This is a genomic window from Streptococcus mitis (genome assembly GCF_002096755.1).
Taxonomy (GTDB): domain Bacteria; phylum Bacillota; class Bacilli; order Lactobacillales; family Streptococcaceae; genus Streptococcus; species Streptococcus mitis_AC.
This window is the reverse complement of the sequence record NZ_NCVF01000026.1, coordinates 342,936-365,309: the sequence shown is the minus strand read 5'-3', so window position 1 is coordinate 365,309 and position 22,374 is coordinate 342,936. Positions and strand designations below refer to the sequence as shown.

Here is a 22,374-nt window from a genome sequence, read left to right as displayed (position 1 = left end):
ATGGCCCTACCAACTATTGCCATTGTAGGACGTCCCAATGTTGGGAAATCAACCCTATTTAATCGGATCGCTGGTGAGCGAATCTCCATTGTAGAAGACGTCGAAGGAGTGACACGTGACCGTATCTATGCAACGGGTGAGTGGCTCAATCGTTCCTTTAGCATGATTGATACAGGAGGAATCGATGATGTCGATGCTCCTTTCATGGAACAAATCAAGCACCAGGCAGAAATTGCCATGGAAGAAGCCGATGTTATCGTCTTTGTCGTGTCTGGTAAGGAAGGGATTACCGATGCAGACGAATACGTAGCCCGTAAACTTTATAAGACCCACAAACCAGTTATCCTCGCGGTTAACAAGGTGGACAACCCTGAGATGCGAAATGATATCTATGATTTCTATGCTCTCGGTTTGGGTGAACCACTGCCTATCTCATCTGTCCATGGTATCGGTACAGGGGATGTGCTAGATGCCATCGTAGAAAATCTTCCAAATGAATATGAAGAAGAAAACCCAGATGTCATTAAGTTTAGCTTGATTGGTCGTCCTAACGTCGGAAAATCAAGCTTGATTAACGCTATTTTGGGAGAAGACCGTGTTATTGCTAGTCCTGTTGCTGGAACAACACGTGATGCCATTGATACCCACTTTACAGATACAGATGGTCAAGAGTTTACCATGATTGATACGGCTGGTATGCGTAAGTCTGGTAAGGTTTATGAAAATACCGAGAAATATTCTGTCATGCGTGCCATGCGTGCTATTGACCGTTCAGATGTGGTCTTAATGGTCATTAATGCGGAAGAAGGCATTCGTGAATACGACAAGCGTATCGCAGGATTTGCCCATGAAGCTGGTAAAGGGATGATTATCGTGGTCAATAAGTGGGATACACTTGAAAAAGATAACCACACTATGAAAAACTGGGAAGAAGATATCCGTGAGCAGTTCCAATATCTACCTTACGCACCGATTATCTTTGTATCTGCTTTGACCAAGCAACGTCTCCACAAACTGCCTGAGATGATCAAGCAAATCAGCGAAAGTCAAAACACACGTATCCCATCAGCTGTCTTGAACGATGTGATTATGGATGCTATTGCCATCAATCCAACACCGACAGACAAAGGAAAACGTCTCAAGATTTTCTATGCGACCCAAGTGGCAACCAAACCACCAACCTTTGTCATCTTTGTCAACGAAGAAGAACTCATGCACTTTTCTTACTTGCGTTTCTTGGAAAATCAAATCCGCAAGGCCTTTGTCTTTGAGGGAACACCAATCCATCTCATCGCAAGAAAACGCAAATAAAAAAGTAGAATCTGGAATGACATTTCCAGATTTTTTTGATAGAATGAAGGTAAAGAAAGCGCTAACAAAGAGAGGTGTTGATGATGGAACATTTGTTTAAATTCTTACTTTTAGCACCTTACTTTTATTTTGATAACTGGATTGAAAAGGGCAATAGAGAGAGTAAGTTTTTCCCAATATTTTACTATTTTTACTGGTTTTATTTTCCGCTCTTTGCCTTGCTTGGAATATTCATGGCAGTTGTTTCAATCTTCTTTATCACTATACTTTTAAAAAATTGGACAGATATCAGGTCTTGGGGTATTTGGTTTCTTTTTATTCTGCTAGCTATTAGTATGAATTGGTTAACTTATTCCTGTTTCAAAAAAATGCTTCGCTTGAGACGAGAACTAGGGAAGTCAAAAGGTGGAAGGCATTGATTTATACTCTTCGAAAATCAAATTCAAACTACGTCAACGTCGCCTTGCCGTACTCAAGTACAGCCTGCGGCTAGTTTCCTAGTTTGCTCTTTGATTTTCATTGAGTATTATATTACTTTCTATTTATAGGAGGTGGCTTATGGCACGTCTAAAATCATTTATTACACGCTATTCCAAGGTCTATATTGGTTTAGTTCTTTTGATCTGGATTGCTTTCTTCTTTCTTCCTTGGGGCAGTCCGATTCTGGGGGTAACGATTGACATCTTCGTTATGCAGAAAATCTTGCTAGTTTTTGGCATTCTGTCCATTTTGATGGCCTTGCTGTCCAAGAAAGTCAGTCTCTTTGTTTTTGGATTGATCTGCTGTTTTTCTCTTTGGATTAATCTATTTATCCTATTTGCCATTTTGCCGATTTTTGGCAATTAAAGTATCATAAAAGTCAGAGAGGTTAGCTTGGAAACTAGCCTCTTTTTCCTTTTCAAAATGGGGATTCTTCCTTGAAAATAATCAGTAATTGTGCTAAAATTAAAAGAACATTCTAAAATATTCGGAATTTAAAGTAAGGAAAAACATGGCTAATATTTTAAAAACAATTATCGAAAATGATAAAGGAGAAATCCGTCGTCTGGAAAAGATGGCTGACAAGGTTTTCAAATACGAAGACCAAATGGCTGCTTTGACTGATGACCAACTAAAAGCAAAAACAGTTGAATTTAAAGAACGTTATCAAAATGGAGAATCACTGGATTCATTGCTTTATGAAGCATTTGCGGTTGTCCGTGAGGGTGCCAAACGTGTCCTAGGTCTCTTCCCATATAAGGTTCAGGTTATGGGGGGAATCGTTCTTCACCATGGTGACGTGCCAGAAATGCGTACAGGGGAAGGGAAAACCTTGACTGCGACCATGCCAGTATACCTCAATGCCCTTTCAGGTAAAGGGGTACACGTAGTTACGGTCAATGAATACCTGTCTGAACGTGACGCGACTGAGATGGGTGAATTGTACTCATGGCTTGGTTTGTCAGTAGGGATTAACTTGGCTGCCAAATCTCCAATGGAGAAAAAAGAAGCCTATGAGTGTGACATTACCTACTCAACCAACTCAGAGATTGGATTTGACTACCTACGTGACAACATGGTTGTTCGCGCTGAGAATATGGTACAACGTCCGCTTAACTATGCCTTGGTCGATGAGGTTGACTCTATCTTGATTGACGAGGCCCGTACACCACTGATTGTATCCGGTGCTAATGCAGTTGAAACTAGTCAGCTCTATCACATGGCAGACCATTATGTCAAATCTTTGGACAAAGACGACTACATCATCGATGTGCAATCTAAAACTATTGGCTTGTCTGATTCAGGGATTGACAAGGCTGAAAGCTACTTTAAACTTGATAATCTCTACGATATCGAAAACGTAGCTCTTACTCACTTTATTGATAACGCCCTTCGTGCCAACTACATCATGCTTCTCGATATTGACTATGTGGTGAGCGAAGAGCAAGAAATCTTGATTGTCGACCAATTTACAGGTCGTACTATGGAAGGTCGTCGTTATTCTGATGGATTGCACCAAGCCATTGAAGCCAAGGAAGGTGTGCCAATCCAAGATGAAACTAAGACATCTGCCTCAATCACTTACCAAAACCTCTTCCGTATGTACAAGAAATTGTCTGGTATGACGGGTACAGGTAAGACTGAGGAAGAAGAATTCCGTGAAATTTACAACATTCGTGTTATCCCAATCCCAACAAACCGTCCTGTTCAACGTATTGATCATCCAGACTTACTTTTTGCTAGCATTGAAGCTAAGTTTAAGGCAGTTGTCGAAGACGTTAAGGCTCGTTACCAAAAAGGTCAACCTGTCTTGGTTGGTACAGTAGCGGTTGAAACTAGTGACTATATTTCTAAGAAATTAGTGGCAGCTGGTGTTCCTCACGAAGTCTTGAATGCCAAAAACCACTATAAAGAAGCCCAAATCATCATGAATGCTGGTCAACGTGGTGCTGTTACCATCGCAACCAACATGGCCGGTCGTGGTACCGACATCAAGCTTGGTGAAGGAGTTCGTGAGCTTGGAGGACTTTGTGTTATTGGTACAGAGCGTCATGAAAGCCGTCGTATCGATAACCAGCTTCGTGGACGTTCAGGTCGTCAAGGAGACCCAGGTGAGTCACAATTCTACCTATCTCTTGAAGATGATTTGATGAAACGTTTTGGTTCTGAACGCTTGAAAGGAATCTTTGAACGCTTGAACATGTCTGAAGAGGCAATTGAGTCTCGTATGTTGACGCGTCAGGTTGAGGCTGCTCAAAAACGTGTCGAAGGAAATAACTACGATACCCGTAAACAAGTCCTTCAATATGACGATGTCATGCGTGAACAACGTGAGATTATCTATGCTCAACGTTACGATGTTATCACTGCAGACCGTGACTTGGCACCTGAAATTCATTCAATGATCAAACGCACGATCGGTCGTGTCGTTGATGGTCATGCGCGTGCCAAACAAGATGAAAAACTTGAAGCAATTTTGAACTTTGCTAAGTACAACTTGCTTCCAGAAGATTCTATTACGATGGAAGACTTGTCAGGCTTGTCTGATAAGGCCATCAAGGAAGAACTTTTCCAACGTGCTTTGAAGGTCTATGATAGTCAGGTTTCAAAACTACGCGATGAAGAAGCAGTAAAAGAATTCCAAAAAGTCTTGATTCTACGAGTGGTAGATAACAAGTGGACAGATCATATCGATGCCCTCGATCAATTGCGTAACGCGGTTGGACTTCGTGGCTATGCTCAGAACAACCCTGTTGTTGAGTATCAGGCAGAAGGTTTCCGTATGTTTAATGACATGATTGGTTCGATTGAGTTTGATGTGACACGCTTGATGATGAAAGCACAAATTCATGAACAAGAAAGACCACAAGCAGAACACCATATCAGTACAACAGCGACTCGCAATATCGCTGCCCACCAAGCAAATATACCAGAAGATTTGGATTTGAGCCAGATTGGACGGAATGAACTTTGCCCATGTGGTTCTGGTAAGAAGTTTAAAAACTGTCACGGTAAAAGACAATAAAATGAGATAGTTTAGAGGCGGATACCTTGTGAAAAGTAAATTTTTACTTGGTATCCGTTTGATTTATAAGGAGATGAGTTATGGTATTTACAGCAAAAAGTCCTAAAATTAATATTGAAGAAGTTCGTGCCTTATCAAAATTAGAAGGCCAAGCTTTGGAGAGAAAATCTCAGCGCGATCAAGAACTTGAAGCCATTATACGTGGAGAAGACCAGCGAATTCTCTTGGTAATTGGGCCATGCTCATCTGACAATGAAGAAGCTGTTCTTGAGTACGCTAAGCGTTTGGCAGCTTTGCAAGAAGAAGTGGCAGATCGTATCTTTATGGTTATGCGTGTTTACACTGCCAAACCTCGTACCAACGGAGATGGCTATAAGGGCTTGATTCACCAGCCTAATGCGACAGAAGCGCCTAGTCTTATCAATGGAATCAAAGCCGTTCGCCATCTTCATTATCGTGTTATCACAGAAACAGGTATGACAACAGCTGATGAAATGCTTTATCCTGAAAATCTTCCGCTTGTAGATGATTTGATTTCTTACATGGCGGTTGGTGCCCGTTCAGTTGAAGACCAGCAACACCGCTTTGTGGCAAGCGGGGCAGATTTTGCGACTGGGTTTAAAAATCCAACCTCTGGAAATCTCAATGTTATGTTTAATGGGATTTATGCTGCTCAAAACAAACAAAGTTTCCTTTTTCTAGGGAAAGAAGTGGAAACAACTGGGAACCCGCTTTCGCACGCTATTCTTCGTGGAGCGATCAATGAGTATGGTAAGAATATTCCTAACTACTACTATGATAATTTGATGGATACTATTGCTCAGTATGAGAAGATGGGCTTGGAAAATCCCTTTATCATTGTGGACACCAATCATGATAATTCTGGTAAGCAATATATGGACCAAATTCGAATTGTCCGTCAGACCTTGATTAACCGTGACTGGAATGAAAAGATCAAGCAGTACGTTCGTGGCTTTATGATTGAGTCTTATCTAGAAGACGGCCGTCAAAACGAACCGGAAGTATTTGGCAAGTCTATCACAGACCCTTGCCTTGGCTGGGAAAATACGGAAGCCCTTGTCAGAGAAATCTACCAAACGTTAGGAGAATAAGATGGCATTTATTGAAAAAGGTCAAGAAATCAATATTGAAGCAATCAAGGCAGAAACTCAATTGTCTGCGGAAGCCTTGCGCCTAAAGGAGCGCCGTGACAGAGAATTGGCAGACATCATTTCAGGGGAAGATGACCGTATCCTCTTGGTGATTGGTCCTTGCTCTTCTGACAATGAAGAGGCTGTCTTGGAATATGCCCGCCGTTTATCGGCCTTGCAAAAGAAGGTGGCGGACAAGATTTTCATGGTTATGCGTGTTTATACAGCTAAACCTCGCACTAACGGAGACGGCTATAAAGGTTTGGTTCACCAGCCAGATACTTCAAAAGCTCCAAGTTTGATCAACGGCTTGCAGGCTGTGCGCCAGTTGCACTACCGCGTGATTACAGAGACTGGTTTGACAACGGCAGATGAGATGCTTTATCCGTCAAATCTGGTCTTGGTAGATGATTTGGTCAGCTACCATGCTGTAGGAGCTCGTTCTGTAGAAGACCAAGAGCACCGTTTTGTGGCCTCAGGGATTGATGCGCCAGTCGGAATGAAAAATCCAACCTCTGGAAATCTGGGTGTCATGTTTAATGGCATCTATGCCGCTCAGAACAAACAGACCTTCCTCTTCCATGGTCAAGAAGTTGAGACTTCAGGAAATCCCTTGGCCCACGTCATCCTTCGTGGAGCAGTCAATGAATATGGGAAAAATGAGCCTAACTTTTACTACGAAACTTTGCTAAATGCCATTGAACGCTATGAAACCATGGGACTTGAAAATCCCTTTATCCTCATTGATACCAACCATGATAACTCAGGCAAGCAATATATGGAGCAGATTCGAATTGTTCGTCAGACCTTGCAAAATCGTGACTGGAATGAGAAAATCAAAAAGACGGTTCGAGGCTTTATGATTGAATCCTACCTGGCAGATGGTCGTCAAAACCAACCAGAGGTCTTTGGTTGTTCTATTACCGACCCTTGCCTAGGTTGGGAAAATACAGAGGCCTTGGTAGAAGAAATCTATGCTACCTTGACAAAATAAGTGAAAAGGATGGAGTTGGGGAATCTCAACTCCTTTTGATGAGAATGATAGTTGGACACGGAATTGACATCGAAGAATTAGCTTCGATAGAAAGCGCAGTTACACGACATGAAGACTTTGCCAAGCGCGTGCTGACCGCTAAGGAAATGGAGCGCTTCACCAGTCTCAAAGGGCGCAGGCAAATCGAATATTTGGCTGGTCGCTGGTCGGCTAAGGAGGCCTTTTCCAAGGCTATGGGAACTGGCATTGGCAAGCTCGGTTTCCAAGATTTGGAAGTATTGAACAATGAACGCGGGGCGCCTTATTTTAGTCGGTCACCATTTTTAGGAAAGATTTGGCTGTCTATCAGCCACACCGATCAGTTTGTGACAGCCAGTGTCATTTTGGAGGAAAATCATGAAAGCTAGTCCACATAGACCAACCAAGGCTCTGATTCATCTGGGAGCTATTCGACACAATATTCAGCAAATGGGGGCTCATATCCCTCAAGGAACGCTCAAGTGGGCTGTGGTCAAGGCCAATGCCTATGGTCATGGAGCTGTTGCCGTTTCCAAGGCAATTCAAGATGATGTTGATGGCTTTTGCGTTTCGAATATAGATGAAGCCATTGAACTTAGACAAGCGGGACTCAGGAAGAAAATCCTCATTTTAGGAGTTTCTGAGCTAGAAGCTGTTGCTCTAGCTAAAGAATACGATATCACCTTGACTGTGGCTGGGCTGGAGTGGATTCAAGCACTCTTAGATAAGGAAGCGGACCTAACTGGATTGACAGTCCACCTTAAGATTGACTCAGGAATGGGACGAATTGGCTTTCGAGAGGCTAGTGAAGCTGAGCAGGCTCAAGACTTGCTCCAACAACATGGTGCTGGTGTTGAAGGGATTTTTACCCACTTTGCTACTGCAGACGAGGAATCAGATGCCTACTTTAATGTCCAGTTAGAACAGTTTAAAACTATTTTGGCTAGTATAAAGGAAGTCCCAGAGCTGATTCATGCCAGCAACTCGGCGACGACCCTCTGGCATGCAGAGACTATTTTCAATGCGGTTCGTATGGGAGATGCCATGTATGGTCTCAATCCAAGTGGAGAGGTTTTGGACTTACCCTATGACTTGAAACCAGCCTTGACCTTGGAATCTGCTCTGGTTCATGTCAAGACAGTTTCAGCTGGAGCTTGCATGGGCTATGGAGCGACATATCAAGCGGATAGCGAGCAAGTCATAGCGACTGTGCCAATCGGCTATGCGGATGGTTGGACACGTGACATGCAGAATTTCTCCGTCTTGGTAGATGGCCAAGCTTGTCCAATCGTTGGGCGGGTTTCGATGGACCAAATCACTATTCGTCTGCCTAAGCTTTATCCGTTGGGAACAAAAGTAACCTTAATTGGCTCCAACGGAGGCAAAGAAATCACAGCTACTCAGGTAGCGACCTACCGTGGCACTATTAACTATGAAGTAGTTTGTCTCCTCAGCGATCGCATTCCGAGAGAATATTATTAGAAAAGAAAGGAGTGGAGCATGAATCTACATCAACCCTTGCATGTCTTACCTGGTGTGGGACCAAAGTCAGCAGAAAAATACGCCAAACTAGGAATTGAAAATTTGCAAGACCTCTTGCTCTACTTTCCTTTCCGTTATGAAGACTTTAAGACTAAGCAGGTGCTAGAGCTGGAAGATGGCGAAAAGGCAGTTCTTTCTGGTCAAGTCGTGACTCCTGCTAGTGTCCAGTATTATGGTTTCAAGCGCAATCGCCTACGCTTTAGTCTTAAGCAGGGAGAAGTCGTTTTTGCGGTGAATTTCTTTAACCAGCCTTATCTAGCTGATAAGATAGAGTTGGGAGCAACTCTTGCTGTCTTTGGAAAATGGGACCGCGCCAAGGCTAGTCTGACTGGGATGAAGGTCCTGGCTCAGGTGGAAGATGACCTCCAACCTGTCTATCGTCTGGCTCAGGGAATCAGTCAGGCAAGTCTGGTCAAGGTCATCAAGACAGCCTTTGGTCAGGGACTGGACCTCTTGATAGAGGAAAATCTTCCCCAGTCTTTGCTGGACAAATACAAACTCATGTCCCGTTGTCAGGCTGTTCGCGCCATGCATTTCCCCAAGGATTTGGCAGAATACAAGCAGGCCCTTCGCCGTATCAAGTTTGAGGAACTCTTTTATTTCCAAATGCAATTGCAGACGCTCAAGTCTGAAAACAGAGTTCAGGGGAGCGGTCTGGTTCTGGAGTGGTCTCAGGAAAAAGTGACGGCTGTTAAAGAAAGTCTGCCTTTTGCTTTGACCCCAGCTCAAGAAAAGAGTTTGCAGGAAATTTTGACAGACATGAAGTCGGACCACCACATGAATCGTCTCCTGCAAGGAGATGTGGGGAGCGGAAAAACAGTAGTTGCTGGTTTGGCCATGTTTGCAGCGGTGACAGCTGGTTATCAGGCAGCCCTAATGGTGCCAACAGAAATCCTTGCAGAGCAACACTTTGAGAGTTTGAAGAGTCTCTTCCCAGCCCTAAAACTGGCTCTTTTGACAGGTTCCTTGAAAGCTGCAGAAAAGAGAGAAGTCTTGGAGACTATTGCCAAGGGTGAGGCTGATTTGATTATTGGAACCCACGCTCTGATTCAGGATGGGGTGGATTATGCTCGTCTGGGCTTGATTATCATCGATGAGCAGCACCGCTTTGGTGTAGGGCAAAGGCGTGTTTTACGGGAAAAAGGCGACAATCCAGATGTCCTCATGATGACGGCGACTCCCATTCCACGGACGCTGGCTATCACAGCATTTGGAGATATGGATGTTTCCATTATTGACCAGATGCCAGCAGGACGGAAGCCTATTGTGACACGCTGGATCAAACATGAGCAATTACCTCAGGTCTTGACTTGGTTAGAGGGAGAAATCCAAAAAGGTTCCCAAGCCTATGTCATCTCTCCTTTGATTGAAGAATCAGAAGCTCTGGATTTGAAAAATGCCATTGCCTTATCAGAAGAGTTGACGGCTCATTTTGCTGGTAAGGCAGAAGTGGCTCTTCTACATGGTAAGATGAAGAGTGATGAAAAAGACCAGATTATGCAGGAGTTCAAAGAGAGAAAAACGGATATTCTGGTTTCGACGACGGTTATCGAGGTAGGGGTCAATGTTCCCAATGCGACCGTTATGATTATCATGGATGCGGATCGCTTCGGGCTCAGCCAGCTTCACCAGCTCAGAGGTCGTGTTGGTCGGGGAGATAAGCAGTCTTATGCAGTTCTCGTTGCCAATCCCAAGACTGATTCTGGGAAAGACCGCATGCGCATCATGACAGAAACTACCAATGGATTTGTTCTTGCGGAGGAAGATTTGAAAATGCGGGGTTCGGGTGAGATTTTTGGAACCAGACAGTCAGGTCTTCCAGAGTTCCAAGTGGCTGATATTATCGAAGATTTTCCAATTTTAGAAGAAGCCAGAAAGGTTGCTAGCTACATTAGTTCGATAGAAGCTTGGCAAGAGGATCCAGAGTGGCGCATGATTGCTTTTCATCTGGAAAAGAAAGAACATTTAGATTAATACTCTTCGAAAATCAAATTCAAACCACGTTAACTTCGCCTTGGATTATATATGTAACTGACTTCGTCAGTCTTATCTACAACCTCAAAGCAGTGCTTTGAGCAACCTGCGGCTAGTTTCCTAGTTTGCTCTTTGATTTTCATTGAGTATAAGCTTTCTATAAGGAAATCTTAAGCTAGTTTTTAGGTTTGACCCTTATACTAGAGTCATCAAAAAGAAACGAGGACTCTCAGATGACAGTAACGATTAAAGTAAATTACCAAACCACTTTCCAAAAGAAATAAGCAAAAAATTAAGATTAAGCAGAAGAAGAAAGAGCGAAAATGCTCTTTTTTTGTTTTTAAAATTACTTTCAGTCGATAGGCTTGAAGGAAAAAGCTAAATTCACTTTCTATTTACCCTTCTTTCTTGCAATGCTTTTCTAGATATGCTACAGTTGTGATAGCGATTACAAAATAAAAGGAGCATGTTATGAAAAATCCAGCATTTTTAGAGGAAATTAAGACCTATCTAGGAAGGGATGAGGTTCCAGAAGACTTTGATGCTTTCTGGGATGAGGAAGTGAAAAAAGTTTCAACTCTTCCAGTCTACCAGTTGGAGGAAAGAGATTTCCACATTCCTCAAGTCAAGTGCTATGAGTTAACATTTGAAGGAACCAATGAAGGCAAGGTCTATGCACGAGTTGTTCTTCCAAAGAGTGAGGAGAAGGTTCCGATAATCTTCCATTTCCATGGTTATATGGGACGTGGCTGGGATTGGGCCGACATGTTGGCCTTCACCGTAGCTGGTTACGGTATTGTTTCCATGGACGTTCGAGGTCAGTCGGGCTATTCACAAGACGGCTTACGTTCTCCTCTAGGAAATACGGTCAAGGGTCACATTATCCGTGGTGCTGTGGAAGGTCGGGATCACCTCTTTTATAAGGATGTTTATTTGGACATTTACCAGTTGGTTGACATTATTGCTAGTCTGCCTGAGGTGGATGAGAAGCGCCTTTCTAGCTATGGCGCCTCGCAAGGAGGGGCTTTAGCCCTAGTTGCAGCAGCACTCAATCCTCGGATTCAGAAAACAGTTGCCATCTATCCTTTCTTGTCAGACTTTAGACGGGTGCTTGAGATTGGGAATACTAGCGAGGCTTACGACGAACTTTTCCGTTATTTCAAGTTTCACGACCCCTTCCACGAAACTGAGGAGGAAATCATAGCGACCCTTGCCTATATCGATGTGAAAAATCTTGCCCATCGTATCAAGGGTGAGGTTAAGATGATTACGGGCTTGGACGATGATGTTTGCTATCCTATTACCCAGTTTGCGATTTACAATCGGCTGACCTGCGATAAGGCCTATCGTATCATGCCTGAGTATGCTCATGAAGCTATGAATGTTTTTGTCAATGACCAAGTCTACAACTGGCTCTGTGGCAGTGAGATTCCTTTTAAGTATGTAAAATAATGAATGAGAGAGCCTAGTAGCTCTCTTTTTGTGTAAGGGAGTTGAAAGTACTTTCAAAAAAAGCCAGAAAAGCAAAATATTTCTAAAAATAGAATCTATTATAGATCAACATAGAGAGAAATGTATTATTTTATTATATAATAAAGAAAAGTCTAGATTTTAAGAAGTAAAATAATTATTTAGGGAGTTATGTATTAATTGAGAATAATAAATTGCATTAATTATATTACTTCCTTATTTTAATTTTTCCACTAATTAAAAAATTTTAACCAAAAAAGAAAGCGCTTACCCAAAGTGTGGGAGGAATTATATGAATCAAAGTTCTCTTAATCGTAAAAACCGATATGGTATTAGAAAATTTACCATTGGTGTTGCTTCGGTAGCTATTGGATCAGTTTTATTTGGTATTACTCCGGCTTTAGCACAAGAAACTACAACTAATATTGATGTAAGTAAGGTAGAAACTTCTTTAGAAAGTGGAGCACCTGTATCAGAACCTGTAACTGAGGTAGTTTCTGGTGACTTAAATCACCTAGATAAAGATTTAGCTGATAAATTAGCTTTAGCGACTAATCAAGGAGTTGATGTTAATAAGCATAATTTGAAGGAAGAAACCTCGAAACCAGAAGGAAACTCTGAACATCTTCCTGTAGAGTCCAATACAGGAAGTGAAGAAAGTATAGAGCGTCATCCAGCAAAAATTGAAGGTGCAGATGATGCAGTCGTTCCTCCACGTGATTTTTTTGCCAGAGAGTTGACAAATGTAAAAACTGTTTTTGAAAGAGAGGATCTGGCTACCAATACTGGGAATGGGCAGAGAGTTGATCTAGCAGAAGAATTGGATCAGTTGAAACAACTTCAAAATGCTACCATTCATATGGAGTTTAAACCAGATGCCAATGCACCTCAATTTTATAATCTTTTCTCTGTATCAAGTGATAAGAAGAAAGATGAATATTTTAGTATGTCTGTGAACAAGGGGACTGCAATGGTGGAAGCACGTGGTGCTGATGGAAGTCACTTTTATGGCAGTTATTCAGATGCACCTCTTAAAATAAAACCAGGACAATGGAATTCAGTTACTTTTACGGTAGAGAGACCAAAAGCAGATCAGTCAAATGGGCAGGTTCGTTTATATGTAAATGGAGTTTTATCTAGAACGAACACGAAATCAGGTCGCTTTATTAAAGATATGCCAGATGTCAATAAAGTACAGATTGGAGCTACTAGAAGAGCAAACCAAACAATGTGGGGGTCGAATCTTCAAATCCGTAATCTAACTGTATATAATCGTGCTCTAACCATCGAGGAAGTAAAAAAACGTAGCCATTTATTTGAAAGAAATGATTTAGAGAAAAAATTGCCTGAAGGCGCTGAAGTTACTGAAAAGAAAGATATTTTTGAGAGTGGGAGAAATAACCAGCCAAATGGTGAAGGAATTAATAGTTACCGAATTCCAGCTTTATTAAAAACAGATAAGGGAACCTTGATCGCTGCGGGTGACGAACGACGTTTACACCATTTTGACTATGGTGATATTGGTATGGTAATTCGTCGTAGTCAAGATAATGGAAAGACTTGGGGAGATAAACTAACTATTTCTAATCTTCGCGATAATCCAGAAGCTACTGATAAGACTGCTACATCACCCCTTAATATTGATATGGTTTTAGTTCAAGATCCAACGACAAAACGGATTTTTTCAATTTATGATATGTTTCCAGAAGGGCGAGCTGTTTTTGGAATGCCAAATCAACCTGAAAAAGCTTATGAAGAAATAGGAGATAAAACTTATCAGGTTCTTTACAAACAGGGGGAGACGGAACGATATACACTAAGAGATAATGGTGAGATTTTCAATTCACAAAATAAAAAAACAGAATATCGAGTCGTGGTTAATCCTACAGAGGCTGGATTTAGAGATAAGGGAGATCTTTATAAAAATCAAGAATTAATTGGAAATATCTATTTTAAACAAAGCGATAAAAATCCATTCAGAGTAGCGAATACGAGCTATTTGTGGATGTCATATAGTGATGATGATGGAAAAACATGGTCTGCTCCAAAAGATATCACACCAGGTATTCGGAAAGACTGGATGAAATTCCTTGGAACGGGTCCTGGAACAGGAATTGTACTACGCACTGGCGCTCATAAAGGACGTATTTTAGTGCCAGCCTATACAACGAACAATATTTCGCATTTAGGCGGATCACAGTCTTCACGTTTGATTTATTCAGATGACCATGGACAAACTTGGCATGCTGGAGAGTCACCAAATGATAATCGACCTGTTGGAAATAGCGTTATCCATTCATCAAATATGAATAAAAGTAGTGCTCAAAATACAGAATCAACGGTTCTGCAATTAAACAATGGGGATGTAAAACTCTTTATGCGTGGATTGACTGGAGATCTTCAGGTTGCTACCAGTAAAGATGGTGGGGTCACTTGGGAGAAAACAATCAAACGTTATCCAGAAGTAAAAGATGCCTATGTTCAAATGTCAGCTATTCATACGATGCATGATGGGAAAGAGTACATTCTTCTTAGCAATGCTGCTGGGCCAGGCCGTGAACGTAAAAATGGTTTAGTTCACTTGGCTCGTGTTGAGGAAAATGGTGAGTTAACTTGGCTAAAACACAATCCAATTCAGAATGGAGAATTTGCTTATAATTCATTACAAGAGTTAGGCGGTGGTGAATACGGCTTATTGTATGAACATCGTGAAAATGGACAGAACTATTATACTTTATCCTATAAAAAATTTAATTGGGATTTTGTGAGTAAGGATTTGATTTCTCCGACAGAAGCAAAAGTTAGCCAAGCTTATGAGATGGGGAAAGGTGTTTTTGGTCTAGAATTTGATTCAGAAGTCCTGGTAAATCGAGCACCTATTTTGCGATTGGCGAATGGAAGAACAGCTGTCTTCATGACTCAGTATGATAGCAAAACTCTTTTATTTGCTGTAGATAAGAAAGATATTGGACAAGAAATTACTGGTATAGTTGATGGCAGTATTGAAAGTATGCATAATTTGACAGTCAACCTTGCTGGAGCAGGAATTCCTGGTGGGATGAATGCTGCGGAGAGTGTCGTGCATTATACTGAAGAATATACAGGTGCTTTGGGAACATCAGGTGTAGAAGGAGCTCCAATAATGTCCGTTCAAGAATATGAAGGAGGAGTAAACTCTGAACTTGCCCTTGTTTCGGAGAAAGAAGATTATCGAGGAGGAGTAAATTCTGCTTCTTCTGTTGTAACGGAGGTTCTAGAGTATACTGGTCCTCTATCAACAGTAGGCTCAGAAGACGCTCCAACGGTATCAGTTTTAGAATATGAAGGAGGAGTAAACATTGATTCTCCGGAGGTAACAGAGGCTCCAGAGTATAAAGAGCCAATAGGTACATCAGGATATGAGTTAGCTCCAACTGTTGACAAACCAGAATATACTGGAACTATAGACCTATTAGAAAAAGAAGAAAATTCAGGAGCAATTATAGAAGAAGGAAACGTAAGTTCTGTCACAGAAAACAATAATAAACCATTTGAAAATAGCAATGTTACTACTAGTTCTACCATTTCAGAATCTTCCAATTTAAAACATACTTTTAAAAATGAAACAGGAAGTGTTCAGATTCAAGCTTCAGAAGAAGTATTAAAGAATGTTAAAGATGTTCAGATTCAAGAAGTTATAGTCAGTGCTCTGAGTTCATTAAACTATAAAGCATATGATATCCAATTATATGATGCAAGTGGTAAAGTTGTTCAGCCTAAAGGGAAAGTCCTAGTTACTTTTGCAGCAAATCAGTCTATTGAGAATGTTTATTATGTTGACTCTAAAGGAAACCTACACACACTTGAATTCCTACAAAAAGATGGGGAGGTCACTTTTGAGACAAATCATTTTAGTATATATGCTATGACTTTCCAACTTTCTTTGGATAATGTGGTACTTGATAATCATAGGGAAGATAAAAATGGTGAGGTTAATTCAGCATCTCCTAAGTTGTTATCAATAAATGGACACTCGCAATCTAGTCAACTGGAAAATAAAGTAAGTAATAATGAGCAGTCCAAGTTACCAAATACAGGTGAGGATAAGTCGATATCAACAGTTTTGCTAGGTTTTGTGGGTGTTATTTTAGGAGCCATGATTTTCTATAGACGAAAGGATAGTGAAGGTTAGTTATAAAATAATAGATATTACTTTTAAATAGAAAATAAACCAGTCTAGAGTTCAGTAAAAAGATGGGAATTCTAGGCTGGTTTTGAATTAATTGATAAAATTACAATTATATTCAATACATTTTGAGACAATTAGGGATTTCTTCTTATTTTATAAGGGTTGTTTATAATCATATCATTTAAATATAAAAAAAATTAATATATTTGGTATAGAAAGTAATTTCTTGATAATGTGTTATATAAAATATTTATAAAAGTATATTCTATCGTACAACAAATATTGAAAGCGCTTTTAAAAAGGTATATAATAGGTTCATAAAACAAGGAAAATGAGGCATAAGTAAGACACGTTATAAGATATGTAATAAATAATTTTCTTGGAGTTTATCATAGGTAAGAAACGGAAACAAATTCTTAATAGAATTGAGAATTAACATATCGTAAATTATATATTTTTAAAATAGGGAGTGTGGTGCTGCTATATATAAATAAAAATTTGTAGAAAGGAGGATACGGTATGATTATTACAAAAATTAGTCGTTTAGGAACTTATGTGGGAGTAAATCCACATTTTGCAACATTAATAGATTTTCTAGAAAAAACAGGACTAGAAAATTTAACAGAAGGTCCGATTGATATCGATGGTGATCGATTGTTTGGGAATTGCTTTACTTATCTAGCAGATGGTCAAGCAGGGGCTTTCTTTGAAACACATCAAAAATATTTGGATATTCATTTAGTTTTGGAAAACGAAGAAGCCATGGCTGTTACGTCGCCGGAAAATGTAAGCGTTACCCAAAAATATGATGAAGAAAAAGATATTGAATTATACACAGGGAAAGTGGAACAGTTAGTTCATTTGAGAGCTGGCGAATGCCTCATCACTTTTCCAGAAGATTTACATCAACCGAAGGTTCGTATAAATGATGAACCTGTGAAAAAAGTTGTCTTTAAAGTTGCGATTTCTTAATGTAGAAAGGGAAGAACAATGAAAAAAATGAGAAAGTTTTTATGTCTAGCTGGAGTTGCTTTAGCAGCCGTTGCCTTGGTGGCTTGCTCAGGAAAGAAAGAAAATACAGCTGACACTGAACCACCGACAGAATTATCTGGTGAGATTACGATGTGGCACTCCTTTACTCAAGGACCACGTTTAGAAAGTATTCAAAAATCAGCAGATGCTTTCATGCAAAAACATCCAAAAACGAAAATCAAGATTGAAACATTTTCTTGGAATGACTTCTATACTAAATGGACTACAGGTTTAGCAAATGGAAATGTGCCAGATATCAGTACAGCCCTTCCTAACCAAGTAATGGAAATGGTAAACTCAGATGCTTTGGTTCCGCTAAACGATTCTATCAAGCGTATTGGACAGGATAAATTTAACGAAACTGCCCTAAATGAAGCAAAAATCGGAAATGATTACTACTCTGTTCCTCTTTATTCACATGCACAAGTCATGTGGGTTAGAACAGATTTGTTAAAAGAACATAATATTGAGGTTCCTAAAACTTGGGATCAACTCTATGAAGCTTCTAAAAAATTGAAAGAAGCTGGAGTTTATGGCTTGTCTGTTCCGTTCGGAACAAATGACTTAATGGCAACACGTTTCTTGAACTTCTATGTTCGTAGTGGTGGTGGAAGTCTCTTGACAAAAGATCTTAAAGCAGATTTGACAAGCCAACTTGCTCAAGATGGTATTAAATACTGGGTTAAAATGTATAAAGAAATCTCACCTCAAGATTCTTTGAACTTTAATGTCCTTCAACAAGCTACCTTGTTCTACCAAGGAAAAACAGCATTTGACTTTAACTCTGGCTTCCATATTGGAGGGATTAATGCCAACAGTCCTCAATTGATTGATTCGATTGATGCTTATCCTATTCCAAAAATCAAAGAATCTGATAAGGACCAAGGAATTGAAACCTCAAACATTCCAATGGTTGTTTGGAAAAATTCAAAACACCCAGAAGTTGCTAAAGCATTCTTAGAATCACTTTATAATGAAGAAGACTACATTAAATTCCTTGATTCAACTCCAGTAGGTATGTTGCCAACTATTAAGGGAATTAGCGATTCTGCAGCCTATAAAGAAAATGAAACTCGTAAGAAATTTAAACATGCTGAAGAAGTGATTACTGAAGCTGTTAAAAAAGGTACTGCTATTGGTTATGAAAATGGACCAAGTGTACAAGCTGGTATGTTGACTAACCAACACATTATTGAACAAATGTTCCAAGATATCATTTCAAATGGAACAGATCCTATGAAAGCAGCAAAAGAAGCAGAAAAACAATTAAACGATTTATTTGAGGCTGCTCAGTAGATGTAAAAGACTAGAAAATAGGTGGGCTAGTGAGCTGAAAAGCCCTAGCCCAATCTTGTAAAAGAAGGGAGAAGGAGAATGGTTAAAGAACGTAATTTAACTCGCTGGATATTTGTTTTGCCAGCTATGATTATCGTAGGATTACTCTTTGTTTATCCGTTTTTCTCGAGTATTTTTTATAGCTTTACCAATAAGCATTTGATTATGCCTAATTATAAATTTGTTGGTTTAGCTAACTATAAAGCTGTGCTATCAGATCCCAACTTCTTTAATGCGTTCTTTAATTCAATTAAGTGGACCGTTTTCTCATTAGTTGGTCAAGTTTTAGTAGGGTTTGTATTGGCTTTAGCTCTTCACAGAGTACGCCACTTCAAGAAATTATATAGGACCTTATTGATTGTTCCTTGGGCATTTCCTACCATCGTTATTGCCTTTTCTTGGCAGTGGATTCTAAACGGGGTTTATGGTTACTTACCTAATCTAATCGTAAAATTAGGTTTAATGGAACATACGCCTGCATTTTTGACAGATAGTACATGGGCATTCCTATGTTTGGTGTTTATCAACATTTGGTTTGGAGCGCCGATGATTATGGTTAATGTACTTTCAGCTTTGCAAACAGTACCCGAAGAACAATTTGAGGCTGCTAAGATAGATGGTGCTTCAAGTTGGCAAGTGTTCAAATTTATCGTCTTTCCACATATTAAAGTGGTTGTAGGGCTTCTAGTTGTTTTGAGAACTGTATGGATCTTTAATAACTTTGACATTATCTACCTAATTACTGGTGGTGGACCAGCCAATGCTACAACGACACTTCCAATTTTTGCCTACAACCTAGGTTGGGGAACTAAATTGTTGGGTCGTGCTTCAGCAGTTACAGTATTGCTCTTTATCTTCTTGGTGGCAATTTGCTTTATCTACTTTGCTATCATCAGTAAGTGGGAAAAGGAGGGTAGAAAATAATGAAGAAGAAATCCGGTATTTATTTAGATATTCTCTCACATGTACTCTTGATTGGTGCGACCATCGTTGCAATTTTCCCATTGGTATGGATTATCATATCTTCTGTCAAAGGTAAAGGGGAATTAACTCAGTATCCAACACGATTTTGGCCTGAACAATTTACATTAGATTATTTCACTCATGTTATCAACGACTTGCACTTTATTGATAACATTCGAAACAGTTTAATCATTGCCTTAGCTACAACTGTTATTGCGATTATTATTTCTGCTATGGCAGCCTATGGTATTGTTCGATTCTTCCCTAAATTGGGAGCAATCATGTCAAGACTACTCGTCATTACCTACATTTTCCCACCAATTTTGTTAGCAATTCCCTATTCAATTGCCATTGCTAAAGTTGGATTAACAAATAGTTTATTTGGCTTGATGATGGTTTATCTATCTTTTAGTGTTCCATATGCAGTTTGGCTCTTAGTTGGATTTTTCCAAACAGTTCCAATTGGAATTGAAGAAGCAGCTAGAATTGATGGTGCAAATAAATTTGTTACTTTTTATAAAGTTGTACTACCGATTGTAGCACCAGGTATTGTAGCAACAGCTATTTATACATTTATCAATGCTTGGAATGAATTCCTGTATGCTTTGATTTTGATTAACAATACAGGAAAGATGACAGTAGCAGTAGCCCTTCGATCACTTAACGGTTCAGAAATTTTAGACTGGGGAGATATGATGGCTGCATCTGTTATTGTAGTTCTTCCATCAATCATTTTCTTCTCAATTATCCAAAATAAGATTGCAAGTGGATTATCAGAAGGATCTGTGAAGTAGACGAAAGAAGGAAAAAATGAATAAGAGAGGTCTTTATTCAAAACTAGGAATTTCTGTTGTAGGAATTAGTCTTTTAATGGGAGTCCCCACTTTGATTCATGCGAATGAATTAAACTATGGTCAACTGTCCATATCTCCTATTTTTCAAGGAGGTTCATATCAACTGAACAATAAGAGTATAGATATCAGCCCTTTGTTATTAGATAAATTATCTGGAGAGAGTCAGACGGTAGTAATGAAATTTAAAGCAGATAAACCAAACTCGCTTCAAGCTTTGTTTGGTCTATCTAATAGTAAAGCAGGTTTTAAAAATAATTACTTTTCAATTTTTATGAGAGATTCTGGTGAGATAGGTGTAGAAATAAGAGATGCCCAAAAAGGAATAAATTATTTATTTTCTAGACCAGCTTCACTATGGGGAAAGCATAAAGGACAGGCAGTTGAAAATACACTCGTATTTGTATCAGATTCTAAAGATAAGACATACACAATGTATGTTAATGGTATAGAAGTGTTCTCTGAAACAGTTGATACATTTTTACCAATTTCAAATATAAATGGTATAGATAAGGCAACACTAGGAGCTGTTAATCGTGAAGGCAAGGATCATTACCTCGCAAAAGGAAGTATTGATGAAATCAGTCTATTTAATAAAGCAATTAGTGATCAGGAAGTTTCAACTATTCCCTTGTCAAATCCATTTCAGTTAATTTTCCAATCAGGAGATTCTACTCAAGCTAACTATTTTAGAATACCGACATTGTATACATTAAGCAGTGGAAGAGTTCTATCAAGTATTGATGCACGTTATGGTGGAACTCATGATTCTAAAAGTAAGATTAATATCGCCACTTCTTATAGTGATGATAATGGGAAAACGTGGAGTGAGCCAACTTTTGCTATGAAGTTTAATGACTATGAGGAGCAGTTGGTTTACTGGCCACGAGATAATAAATTAAAGAATAGCCAAATTAGTGGAAGTGCTTCATTTATAGATTCATCCATTGTTGAAGATAAAAAATCTGGGAAAACGATATTATTAGCTGATGTTATGCCTGCTGGTATTGGAAATAATAATGCAAATAAAGCTGATTCAGGTTTTAAAGAAATAAACGGTCATTATTATTTAAAACTAAAGAAGGATGGAGATAATGATTTCCGTTACACAGTTAGAGAAAATGGTGTCGTTTACGATGAAAGGACTAATAAACCTACAAATTATACTGTAAATGATAAGTATGAAGTTTTGGAGGGAGGTAAGTCTTTAACAGTCGAACAATATTCGGTTGATTTTGATAGTGGTTCTTTAAGAGAAACACACAATGGAAAACAGGTTCCTATGAATGTTTTCTACAAAGACTCTTTATTTAAAGTGACTCCTACTAATTATATAGCAATGACAACTAGTCAGAATAGAGGAGAGAGTTGGGAACAATTTAAGTTATTGCCTCCGTTTTTAGGAGAAAAACATAATGGAACTTACTTATGTCCCGGACAAGGTTTAGCATTAAAATCAAGTAACAGATTAATTTTTGCAACATATACTAGTGGCGAACTAACTTATCTCATTTCTGATGACAGTGGTCAAACATGGAAGAAATCCTCAGCTTCAATTCCGTTTAAGAATGCGACAGCAGAAGCGCAAATGGTTGAAATGAGAGATGGTGTGATTAGAACATTCTTTAGAACTACTACAGGTAAGATTGCCTATATGACTAGTAGAGATTCTGGAGAAACATGGTCGGAAGTTTCGTATATCGATGGAATTCAACAAACTTCATATGGTACACAAGTATCTGCAATTAAATACTCTCAATTAATTGATGGGAAAGAAGCAGTCATTTTGAGTACACCAAATTCTAGAAATGGCCGCAAGGGAGGTCAATTAGTTGTCGGTTTAGTCAATAAAGAAGATGATAGTATCGATTGGAAGTACCACTATGATATTGATTTGCCTTCGTATGGTTATGCCTATTCTGCGATTACAGAATTGCCAAATCATCACATAGGTGTATTGTTTGAAAAATATGATTCATGGTCGAGAAATGAATTGCATTTAAGCAATGTAGTTCAGTATATAGATTTGGAAATTAATGATTTAACAAAATAAAGGAGAA

General features: G+C 39.4%; 16 protein-coding genes. All 16 read left to right on the top strand.

Annotated features, from left to right (window positions below):
• The 16 genes from der to nanB all read left to right on the top strand — a co-directional run bounded on the left by der (position 1) and on the right by nanB (position 22,367).
• Positions 1–1,311 carry a ribosome biogenesis GTPase Der gene (der, locus tag B7700_RS10420; protein ID WP_001207696.1) on the top strand — a complete coding sequence of 437 codons (1,311 nt, stop codon included), beginning with the start codon at positions 1–3 and terminating at the stop codon, positions 1,309–1,311.
• Positions 1,312–1,394: 83 nt separating this feature from the next.
• Positions 1,395–1,730: a hypothetical protein gene (locus tag B7700_RS10415; protein WP_192855689.1), complete on the top strand. Its 336-nt coding sequence runs from the start codon at positions 1,395–1,397 to the stop codon at positions 1,728–1,730.
• 139 nt (positions 1,731–1,869) lie between these two features.
• A complete protein-coding gene (locus B7700_RS10410) occupies positions 1,870–2,157 on the top strand; it encodes a hypothetical protein (RefSeq protein WP_192855685.1) in 288 nt (95 codons plus the stop codon).
• Positions 2,158–2,302: 145 nt separating this feature from the next.
• Positions 2,303–4,816 carry a preprotein translocase subunit SecA gene (gene secA / locus B7700_RS10405; RefSeq protein WP_084888766.1) on the top strand — a complete coding sequence of 838 codons (2,514 nt, stop codon included), beginning with the start codon at positions 2,303–2,305 and terminating at the stop codon, positions 4,814–4,816.
• A gap of 80 nt (positions 4,817–4,896) precedes the next feature.
• A complete protein-coding gene (locus B7700_RS10400) occupies positions 4,897–5,928 on the top strand; it encodes a 3-deoxy-7-phosphoheptulonate synthase (protein ID WP_049500894.1) in 1,032 nt (343 codons plus the stop codon).
• Between the two features lies 1 nt (position 5,929).
• The gene (locus B7700_RS10395; protein WP_078238163.1) at positions 5,930–6,961 is read left to right on the top strand and encodes a 3-deoxy-7-phosphoheptulonate synthase; all 1,032 of its coding nucleotides are present in this window, start codon (positions 5,930–5,932) and stop codon (positions 6,959–6,961) included.
• A gap of 44 nt (positions 6,962–7,005) precedes the next feature.
• Positions 7,006–7,368, top strand: a complete 363-nt coding sequence (gene acpS / locus B7700_RS10390) for a holo-ACP synthase (RefSeq protein ID WP_239822567.1) — start codon at positions 7,006–7,008, stop codon at positions 7,366–7,368.
• Positions 7,358–8,461 (top strand): alanine racemase, encoded by a 1,104-nt coding sequence (alr, locus tag B7700_RS10385; RefSeq protein WP_084888762.1) that lies wholly within the window; start codon positions 7,358–7,360, stop codon positions 8,459–8,461. The genes acpS and alr overlap by 11 nt, the downstream gene beginning before the upstream one ends.
• Positions 8,462–8,479: 18 nt before the next feature.
• The gene (recG, locus tag B7700_RS10380) at positions 8,480–10,495 is read left to right on the top strand and encodes an ATP-dependent DNA helicase RecG (protein WP_084888760.1); all 2,016 of its coding nucleotides are present in this window, start codon (positions 8,480–8,482) and stop codon (positions 10,493–10,495) included.
• Between the two features lie 471 nt (positions 10,496–10,966).
• On the top strand, positions 10,967–11,947 hold the full coding sequence (locus B7700_RS10365) for an acetylxylan esterase (RefSeq protein ID WP_084888756.1): 981 nt from the start codon (positions 10,967–10,969) through the stop codon (positions 11,945–11,947).
• Between the two features lie 310 nt (positions 11,948–12,257).
• Positions 12,258–16,136 carry an SIALI-17 repeat-containing surface protein gene (locus B7700_RS10360; protein WP_084888754.1) on the top strand — a complete coding sequence of 1,293 codons (3,879 nt, stop codon included), beginning with the start codon at positions 12,258–12,260 and terminating at the stop codon, positions 16,134–16,136.
• A 516-nt stretch (positions 16,137–16,652) separates the two neighbouring features.
• Positions 16,653–17,105, top strand: coding sequence for a YhcH/YjgK/YiaL family protein (locus B7700_RS10355; protein WP_084888752.1), 453 nt, complete (start codon positions 16,653–16,655; stop codon positions 17,103–17,105).
• Between the two features lie 18 nt (positions 17,106–17,123).
• On the top strand, positions 17,124–18,461 hold the full coding sequence (locus tag B7700_RS10350; RefSeq protein WP_084888750.1) for an ABC transporter substrate-binding protein: 1,338 nt from the start codon (positions 17,124–17,126) through the stop codon (positions 18,459–18,461).
• Positions 18,462–18,539: 78 nt separating this feature from the next.
• Positions 18,540–19,424, top strand: coding sequence for a carbohydrate ABC transporter permease (locus tag B7700_RS10345; RefSeq protein ID WP_000237988.1), 885 nt, complete (start codon positions 18,540–18,542; stop codon positions 19,422–19,424).
• A complete protein-coding gene (locus B7700_RS10340; protein WP_000730332.1) occupies positions 19,424–20,257 on the top strand; it encodes a carbohydrate ABC transporter permease in 834 nt (277 codons plus the stop codon). Before B7700_RS10345 ends, B7700_RS10340 begins: the two co-directional genes overlap by 1 nt.
• Before the next feature lie 16 nt (positions 20,258–20,273).
• Entirely contained in the window at positions 20,274–22,367 is a 2,094-nt protein-coding gene (gene nanB / locus B7700_RS10335; RefSeq protein ID WP_084888748.1) for a neuraminidase NanB, read from the top strand.
• Positions 22,368–22,374: the final 7 nt, after the last annotated feature.